The sequence below is a fragment of the Pseudomonas juntendi genome, assembly GCF_009932375.1.
GTDB classification, from domain to species: domain Bacteria; phylum Pseudomonadota; class Gammaproteobacteria; order Pseudomonadales; family Pseudomonadaceae; genus Aquipseudomonas; species Aquipseudomonas juntendi.
In genome coordinates this window covers 1-8,886 of sequence record NZ_BLJG01000227.1, presented here as the reverse complement: position 1 = coordinate 8,886, position 8,886 = coordinate 1, and the positions used below count along the sequence as shown (strand labels likewise).

Genomic DNA, 8,886 nt, shown 5'->3' with positions numbered 1-8,886 from the left:
GGTGATCTTCGCCTTCGGCGGCTGCGCGCTGTTCGGCACCAGCTACTACGTGGTGCAGCGCACCTGCCAGACGCGGCTGATTTCCGACAGCCTGGCCGCCTTCACCTTCTGGGGTTGGCAGGCGGTGATCGTCGGGGCGCTGATCACCCTGCCGATGGGCTACACCACCACCAAGGAATACGCCGAGCTTGAGTGGCCACTGGCGATTCTGCTGGCCATTGTCTGGGTCACCTACGGGGTGGTGTTCTTCGGCACCATCGTCAAGCGCAAGACCAAGCATATCTATGTCGGCAACTGGTTCTACGGTGCCTTCATCGTGGTCACCGCGATGCTGCACATCGTCAACCACATCTCCCTGCCGGTCAGCCTGTTCAAGTCGTACTCGGCCTACTCCGGCGCCACCGATGCGATGATCCAGTGGTGGTACGGGCACAACGCCGTGGGCTTTTTCCTGACCACCGGCTTCCTGGGCATGATGTACTACTTCGTGCCCAAGCAGGCCGAGCGGCCGATCTATTCGTACCGCCTGTCGATCGTGCACTTCTGGGCGCTGATCACCCTGTACATCTGGGCCGGCCCGCACCACCTGCACTACACCGCCCTGCCCGACTGGGCGCAGTCGCTGGGTATGGTGATGTCGATCATCCTTCTGGCGCCAAGCTGGGGCGGCATGATCAACGGCATGATGACCCTGTCGGGCGCCTGGCACAAACTGCGTACCGACCCGATCCTGCGCTTCCTGGTGGTGTCGCTGGCGTTCTACGGCATGTCCACCTTCGAAGGCCCGATGATGGCCATCAAGACCGTCAACTCGCTGTCGCACTACACCGACTGGACCATTGGCCACGTGCACGCAGGCGCCCTCGGCTGGGTCGCCATGATTTCGATCAGCGCCGTGTACCACATGATCCCGCGCCTGTATGGCCGCGTGCAGATGCACAGCGTTGGCCTGATCAACGCGCACTTCTGGCTGGCCACCATCGGCACCGTGCTGTACATCGCCTCGATGTGGGTCAACGGCATCACCCAGGGCCTGATGTGGCGTGCCATCAACGATGACGGCACCCTCACCTACTCGTTCGTCGAGGCACTGCAAGCCAGCCACCCGGGCTACATCGTGCGTGCCCTGGGCGGTGCGTTCTTCGCCAGCGGCATGCTGCTGATGGCCTACAACGTGTTGCGTACCGTGCGTGCCGCCAACCCGGCACAGGCTGAAGAAGCCGCCAAGATCGTCGTTGTGGGAGCGCACTGATGAAGCATGAAGCCGTCGAGAAGAACATTGGCCTGCTGGCCTTCTTCATGGTCATCGCGGTAAGCGTCGGTGGCCTGACCCAGATCGTCCCGCTGTTTTTCCAGGACGTGACCAACAAGCCGGTCGAGGGCATGAAGCCGCGTACCGCCCTGGAGCTGGAAGGCCGCGACATCTATATCCGCGAAGGTTGCGTGGGCTGCCACTCGCAGATGATCCGCCCGTTCCGCGCCGAAACCGAGCGCTACGGGCACTACTCGGTCGCCGGCGAGAGCGTGTGGGACCACCCGTTCCTGTGGGGCTCCAAACGTACCGGGCCGGATCTGGCACGGGTCGGTGGCCGCTACTCCGATGACTGGCACCGCGCGCACTTGTACAACCCGCGCAACGTGGTGCCGGAATCGAAGATGCCGGCTTACCCCTGGCTGGTCGAGAACACGCTCGACGGCAAGGACACCGCGAAGAAGATGGAGGTGCTGCGCACTCTCGGCACACCGTACACCGACGCCGACATTGCCGGCGCCCGTGACGCGGTCAAGGGCAAGACCGAAATGGACGCCCTCGTGGCGTACCTGCAGGGTCTTGGCACCATCATCAAGAGCAAACGGTGACGCTGATGGATATCGGGATGATTCGCGGCCTGGGTACCGTCGTGGTGATGGTGGCGTTCGTGGGCTTGGCGCTGTGGGTATTCAACCCACGGCGCAAGAAGGACTTCGACGAAGCCACCCAACTGCCCTTCGCCGATGACCCCGAGGCCAAACGGCACGTCGAGCAAGCAAAAGCTTCTGGGAGCAAACAACAATGACAACCTTCTGGAGTCTGTACGTTACCGTCCTGACCCTGGGCACCATCTTCTCGTTGACCTGGCTGCTGCTGTCGACCCGCAAGGGCCAGCGCGAAGAGGTGACCGACGAAACCGTCGGGCACGCCTTCGATGGCATCGAGGAGTACGACAACCCACTGCCGAAATGGTGGTTCTGGCTGTTCGTCGGCACCATCGTCTTCGCCCTCGGCTACCTGGTGCTGTACCCGGGGCTGGGCAACTGGAAAGGCATGCTGCCGGGTTATGCCTACCTGGACAACGACAAACAGACCGAGTTTTCCAACGGCCAGCAGGGCTGGACCGGCGTGCACGAGTGGGAAAAGGAAATGGCCAAGGCCCAGGCGCGCTTCGGCCCGATCTACGCCAAGTTCGCCGCCATGCCTATCGAGGAAGTGGCCAAGGACCCGCAGGCGCTGAAAATGGGCGCACGCCTGTTCGCCTCCAATTGCTCGGTATGCCATGGCTCCGACGCCAAGGGCGCCTTCGGTTTCCCCAACCTGGCCGACAATGACTGGCGCTGGGGCGGCGAGCCGGAAACCATCAAGGCCACCATCATGGGCGGCCGCCACGGTGTGATGCCGGCATGGGCCGAAGTGATCGGTGACCAAGGTGTGGCCGACGTCGCGGCATTCGTGGTCAGCAAGCTCGATGGCCGTACCCTGCCGCAAGGGGTCAAGGCCGATGTGCAGAATGGGCAGAAGATCTTCGCCGCCAACTGCGTGGCCTGCCACGGGCCGGAAGGCAAAGGCACGCCAGCCATGGGGGCACCGAACCTGACCCACCCGCAGGCGTTCATCTACGGCTCCAGCTTTGCCCAGTTGCAGCAGACCATCCGCTATGGCCGCCAAGGGCAGATGCCGGCCCAGGAACAGCTGCAGGGCAACGACAAGGTGCACTTGCTGGCGGCTTATGTGTACAGCCTGTCGCACCAGGCTGAGCCGGCCAAGGCCGAGTAAGCAGGCCTGGCCTCTTCGCGGGCTCGCCCGCTCCCACAACCTCGAGGCTGATGAGGGACCTGTGGGAGCGGGCAAGCCCGCGAAAAGGCCGGCACAGCCAAGCATTTCTCGCAGGCTGATGACCTGGATCAATTGACACCCGCCATAACACGATTCACACCGCGAACCCAACGCGACTAAAGGTCGCAGTGCGACCCCGGGCCGCCCACAGCGGCGTATCATGAACCGCAGAGCGCTAGCAGATTGCGCGAGACTGCGGCCGGCACGCACTGGCCGCGGCATTTTTCCACTGCCGTGGGACTTGATGATGAGCAAGCAAATTCCGGTACATGATGTAACCCCGCCTGCCACGAAAGGGAAGGACTCCGTCGACCTCTACGCGTCCCGCGAAAAAATCTATACCCGCGCCTTCACCGGCCTGTTCCGGCGTTTGCGCATGGTTGGCGGTGCCGCGCTGTTCCTGCTGTACTTCGGCACGGTATGGCTGAACTGGGGTGGCCACCAGGCGGTGTGGTGGAACCTGCCCGAGCGCAAGTTCTATATCTTCGGTGCCACCATCTGGCCGCAGGACTTCATCCTGCTGTCAGGCATCCTCATCGTTGCGGCCTTCGGCCTGTTCTTCATCACTGTGTTCGCAGGCCGGGTCTGGTGTGGCTACACCTGCCCGCAAAGCGTATGGACGTGGATCTTCATGTGGTGCGAAAAGGTCACCGAGGGCGACCGCAACCAGCGCATCAAACTGGACAAGGCGCCCATGAGCGCCAACAAGTTCCTGCGAAAGTTCAGCAAGCACAGCCTGTGGCTGCTGATCGGTTTCGTCACCGGCATGACCTTCGTCGGCTACTTCTCGCCGATCCGTGAACTGGTGATCGAGTTCTTCACCGGCCAGGCCGATGGCTGGGCCTATTTCTGGGTTGGCTTCTTCACCCTCGCCACCTACGGCAACGCCGGTTGGCTGCGCGAGCAGGTGTGTGTGTACATGTGCCCCTACGCCCGCTTCCAGAGCGTGATGTTCGACAAGGACACACTGATCGTTTCCTATGACCCGCGCCGCGGCGAAACCCGGGGCCCGCGCAAGAAAGGCGCGGATTACAAGGCCCAAGGCCTGGGCGACTGCATTGACTGCACCTTGTGCGTGCAGGTCTGCCCGACCGGCATCGACATCCGCGACGGCCTGCAGATCGAATGCATCGGCTGCGCCGCCTGCATCGATGCCTGCGACGGCATCATGGACAAGATGAACTACCCCAAAGGGCTGATCAGCTACACCACCGAGCACAACCTCTCCGGGCAGAAAACCCACCTGCTGCGGCCCCGCCTGATCGGCTACGCGCTGGTGTTGCTGGTGATGATCATCGGCCTGGCCACGGCCTTCGCCACCCGCTCGCTGGTCGGTTTCGACGTCAGCAAGGACCGTGTGCTGTACCGCGAAAATGCCCAGGGCCGGATCGAGAACGTGTACAGCCTGAAGGTCATGAACAAGGACCAGCGTGACCATGTGTATGTGCTGGACGCCACTGGCCTGCCAGACCTCACGCTCGAAGGCCAACGCGAGATCCGCGTGGCCGCCGGGGATATCGTCAGCCTGCCGGTGCAGCTGTCGGTGGCGCCGGAAAAACTGCCATCGACCACCAACGAAATCACCTTCATCCTCAACAGCGCCGACGACAGCAGCGTGCAGGTTGAAGCCAAGAGCCGCTTCATCGGCCCACAGATCCGCTAAGAGAGATAACCCACAATGCCTGCCACCGCCGCCGACCCTTGGTACAAGCACCTCTGGCCCTGGATCATCATTGCTATCCTCACCACCTCGGTGTGCCTGAGCCTGAGCATGGTCAGCATCGCCGTGAACAACCCGGACAACCTGGTGAACGACAATTACTACGAGGCGGGCAAGGGCATCAACCGCTCACTGGACCGCGAACTGCTGGCACAGAAGCTGCGCCTCCAGGCCAGTGTGCACCTGGATGAACTGACCGGCGAAGTGGACCTGCGCCTGGCCGGCAACAGCAACCCGCAGAACCTGGAACTGAACCTGATATCGCCCACCCAGCCGGAAAAGGACCGCAAGGTGCTGCTGAGCCAGGTCGAGGCCGGGCGTTATGTGGGGCAGCTGCAAGACAAGGTTGATGGGCGGCGTTTCGTTGAGCTGCTGGGCAGTGAAGGTGGCCAGGTGTGGCGGCTGTTCGAGGAGGAGAAGGTCGAGCATGGCGTGACCTTGCAGCTTGGTGATGAAGCCATCCAAGGCGCCGAGCACCTGTAGGAGCGGCCTTGTGTCGCGAAAGGGCTGCGCAGCAGCCCCTGCAACCTATGCTGCGAAGCTGAGATCGTGGGGCCGCTTCGCGCCCCTTTCGCGATACAAGGGCGCTCCTACAGGGAAGCGCGCCAACCGGCCGCTATGTGTAAGGCAATGATGTGATGACCCAACCCATTCCCTGCTACCACTGCGCCCTGCCCGTTCCTGCCGGCAGCCGCTTCACCGCTGTGGTGCTCGGCGAGCCCCGCGAGTTCTGCTGCCCCGGCTGCCAGGCAGTGGCCGAGGCGATCGTGGCCGGCGGCCTGGAACACTACTACCAGCACCGCAGCGACAACAGCGCCAACCCCGAAGCGTTGCCCAGGCAGTTGCAGGACGAACTGGCCCTGTACGACCGCAGTGACGTGCAGCAAACCTTCGTCCACCACTTGGGCGACCTGGCCGAAGCCACCTTGCTGATCGAAGGTATCAGCTGTGCGGCGTGTGGCTGGCTGATCGAAAAACACCTGCGCAACCTGCCCGGCGTCGCCGAGGCGCGCCTTAACCTGTCCAACCACCGCCTGCTGGTTGCCTGGGATGCCTCGCAGCTGCCACTGTCGCGCCTGCTGGCCGAACTGCGCCAGATCGGTTACGCCGCCCACCCCTACCAACCCGACCAGGCCGCCGAGCAGTTGGCCCGGGAAAACCGCAGCGCCCTGCGGCGCCTGGGCGTGGCCGGGTTGTTGTGGTTCCAGGCAATGATGGCGACCATGGCCACCTGGCCGGAATTCAACATCGACCTGTCGCCCGAGCTGCACACCATCCTGCGTTGGGTGGCGCTGTTCCTGACGATCCCCATCGTGTTCTACAGCTGCGCGCCGTTCTTCAAGGGCGCCGCACGCGACCTGCGCACCCGCCACCTGACCATGGATGTTTCGGTGTCACTGGCCATTGGCCTGGCGTTCGGCGCGGGTATCTGGACAGCCATCACCGGCAGCGGCGAGCTGTATTTCGACACCGTCGGCATGTTCGCCCTGTTCCTGCTGACCGGCCGCTACCTGGAACGCCGCGCCCGCGAGCGCACCGCAGTGGCCACGGCGCAACTGGTGAACTTGCTGCCGGCTTCGTGCCTGCGCCTGGACAGCCAAGGCCGCAGCGGGCGCATTCTGCTCAGTGAACTGCAATGCGGCGACACCGTACAGGTGCTGCCCGGCGCAGTGATTCCCGCCGACGGGCGCGTCGTCGAAGGCCGCTCCAGCGTCGACGAATCGCTGCTGACCGGTGAGTACTTGCCACAGCCGCGGCGAGTGGGGGACCGGGTCACCGGCGGCACCTTGAACGTGGAAAGCACGCTGAACATAGAAGTCCAGGCCCTGGGCCACGACTCGCGGCTGTCGGCCATCGTCCGCCTGCTGGAGCGTGCGCAGACGGAAAAACCACGCCTGGCAGAAATTGCCGACCGCGCCTCTCAGGGGTTCCTGCTGTTCTCGCTGCTGGCCGCAGTGGCCATCGGCCTGTGGTGGTGGTACCTGGAGCCGGCGCGGGCGTTCTGGATCGTGCTGGCCATGCTGGTGGCGACGTGCCCTTGTGCGCTGTCGCTGGCCACCCCCACCGCACTCACTGCAGCCACCGGCACCCTGCATAAACTTGGCCTGCTGGTGACCCGTGGCCATGTGCTGGAAGGCCTGAACCAGATCGATACGGTGATTTTCGACAAGACCGGCACGCTGACCGAAGGCAGGCTGACCTTGCGCAGCATTCGCCCACTCGGCAGCCACCCCGCGGACTGTTGCCTGGCGCTGGCGGCGGCATTGGAGAACCGTTCGGAGCACCCCATCGCCCGGGCGTTCGGGCGCGCGGCCACACCTGCTGAAGAGGTGCAGAGTGTGCCCGGCCTGGGCCTGGAAGGGCTGGTCGATGGCCAGCGCCTGCGCATTGGCCAGGCCAGCTTCGTCTGCGCCTTGAGCGGCGCGCAAGTACCTGCGGTGCCCGAGCCTCGCGGCCAGTGGCTGCTGCTGGGCGACCGCCAGGGGCCATTGGCCTGGTTCGGCCTGGACGACCGCTTGCGCGATGATGCACCGGCCCTGCTGGCTGCCTGCAAAGCGCGGGGCTGGCGCACCCTGCTGCTGTCTGGCGACAGTTCGCCGATGGTCGCGGAAGTCGCCGCGCAACTGGGCATCGACCACGCCATTGGCGGCCTGCGCCCGGACGACAAACTGGAGCGCCTCAAAGCCTTGCAGGCCGAAGGGCGCAAGGTGCTGATGCTGGGCGACGGGGTCAATGATGTGCCAGTGCTGGCCGCCGCCGACATCAGCATCGCCATGGGCAGCGCCACCGACCTGGCCAAGACCTGCGCCGACGCGGTGCTGCTGTCCAACCGCCTGAGCGCGCTGGTGCAGGCGCTGGAACTGGCGCGCCGCACCCGCCGCAACATCCTCGAGAACCTGCTGTGGGCAACCCTGTATAATGGCCTGATGTTGCCGTTCGCCGCCCTCGGCTGGGTCACCCCGGTGTGGGCTGCTGTCGGCATGTCGGTGAGCTCACTGATCGTGGTGCTCAATGCCCTGCGCCTGACCCGCGTGCCAGTCAGCGCCGGGCTGCCCGCGATGAATGCCGCGCAACCCGCCAGGAGTACGCCATGCCCGCCCTCTATGTCATGATCCCCGCAGCCCTGCTGCTGGTCGGCGTGGCCGTGTACATCTTCTTCTGGGCCGTGGACAGTGGCCAGTACGACGACCTCGATGGCCCGGCGCACAGCATTCTGTTCGACGACCAGGACCCTCGCCACCAGGCGGCGGTCAAACCCGACGACACGCCGGGCAACGCCGACAAGGACTTGCCACCCCGTGCCTGACCTGCTTCCCCTGCTGGGCTCGGCGCTGGTGCTCGGCTTGCTCGGCGGCGGCCACTGCCTGGGCATGTGCGGCGGCCTGATGGGTGCGCTGACCTTGGCCATCCCCCCTGAACAACGCGGCAGGCGCCTGCGCCTGCTGCTGGCGTACAACCTGGGGCGCATCTTCAGCTATGCCTGCGCCGGGTTGCTGCTGGGCCTGGCCGGCTGGGCCGTGGCCAGCAGCCCGGCCGCCCTGGCCCTGCGGGTCCTGGCCGCCTTGCTGTTGATTGCCATGGGCCTGTACCTGGCCGGCTGGTGGAGCGGGCTGACGCGTATCGAGGTGCTAGGCCGCGGCGTGTGGCGGCATATCCAGCCGCTGGCGTCGCGCTTGCTGCCGGTGTCCAGCCTGCCCCGTGCGTTGCTGCTGGGGGCCTTGTGGGGGTGGTTGCCATGCGGGTTGGTGTACAGCACGTTGTTATGGGCAGCCAGCCAGGGCCATGCCGGCTACAGCGCGGCGTTGATGCTGGCGTTCGGGGTGGGCACCTGGCCGGTGCTGCTGGCGACCGGATTGGCGGCAGAGCGGGTAAACACTTTGTTGAAACGGCGCAGTGTGCGGGTGGCCGGCGGGGTGCTGGTGATGCTGTTTGGTATCTGGACCATGCCCGGGCCGCACCAGCATTGGCTGATGGGGCATTGAGGGCTGCAAGCTACAAGCTACAAGCTACAAGCTACAAGCTACAAGCTACAAGCTACAAGCAAAAGCAGATCTGCTTTCGACTTTCGACTTTC

At 64.5% G+C, this 8,886-nt stretch carries 9 protein-coding genes; all 9 read left to right on the top strand.

The features are described 5' to 3' along the window. Positions 1–1,252, top strand: a 1,252-nt coding sequence (ccoN, locus tag GYA94_RS22850; RefSeq protein WP_161893151.1) for a cytochrome-c oxidase, cbb3-type subunit I, incomplete at its 5' end; no start/stop codon positions are given. Beyond that, positions 1,252–1,860 (top strand): cytochrome-c oxidase, cbb3-type subunit II, encoded by a 609-nt coding sequence (gene ccoO, locus GYA94_RS22845; protein WP_009683898.1) that lies wholly within the window; start codon positions 1,252–1,254, stop codon positions 1,858–1,860. The genes ccoN and ccoO, both read left to right, overlap by 1 nt. 5 nt (positions 1,861–1,865) lie before the next feature. Continuing rightward, the gene (locus tag GYA94_RS22840) at positions 1,866–2,057 is read left to right on the top strand and encodes a CcoQ/FixQ family Cbb3-type cytochrome c oxidase assembly chaperone (RefSeq protein WP_009683899.1); all 192 of its coding nucleotides are present in this window, start codon (positions 1,866–1,868) and stop codon (positions 2,055–2,057) included. Next, positions 2,054–3,031: a cytochrome-c oxidase, cbb3-type subunit III gene (ccoP, locus tag GYA94_RS22835; protein ID WP_054913027.1), complete on the top strand. Its 978-nt coding sequence runs from the start codon at positions 2,054–2,056 to the stop codon at positions 3,029–3,031. The genes GYA94_RS22840 and ccoP overlap by 4 nt, the downstream gene beginning before the upstream one ends. Positions 3,032–3,338: 307 nt before the next feature. Then, positions 3,339–4,754: a cytochrome c oxidase accessory protein CcoG gene (ccoG, locus tag GYA94_RS22830; RefSeq protein WP_161893150.1), complete on the top strand. Its 1,416-nt coding sequence runs from the start codon at positions 3,339–3,341 to the stop codon at positions 4,752–4,754. Between the two features lie 15 nt (positions 4,755–4,769). After that, positions 4,770–5,294, top strand: a complete 525-nt coding sequence (locus tag GYA94_RS22825; RefSeq protein ID WP_009683903.1) for a FixH family protein — start codon at positions 4,770–4,772, stop codon at positions 5,292–5,294. A 155-nt stretch (positions 5,295–5,449) separates the two neighbouring features. Beyond that, positions 5,450–7,924, top strand: coding sequence for a heavy metal translocating P-type ATPase (locus tag GYA94_RS22820; RefSeq protein ID WP_161893149.1), 2,475 nt, complete (start codon positions 5,450–5,452; stop codon positions 7,922–7,924). Beyond that, positions 7,903–8,118: a cbb3-type cytochrome oxidase assembly protein CcoS gene (gene ccoS / locus GYA94_RS22815; RefSeq protein WP_054881973.1), complete on the top strand. Its 216-nt coding sequence runs from the start codon at positions 7,903–7,905 to the stop codon at positions 8,116–8,118. The genes GYA94_RS22820 and ccoS overlap by 22 nt, the downstream gene beginning before the upstream one ends. Beyond that, positions 8,111–8,794, top strand: a complete 684-nt coding sequence (locus GYA94_RS22810) for a sulfite exporter TauE/SafE family protein (protein WP_054881972.1) — start codon at positions 8,111–8,113, stop codon at positions 8,792–8,794. Before ccoS ends, GYA94_RS22810 begins: the two co-directional genes overlap by 8 nt. The last annotated feature ends 92 nt before the right edge of the window (positions 8,795–8,886 follow it).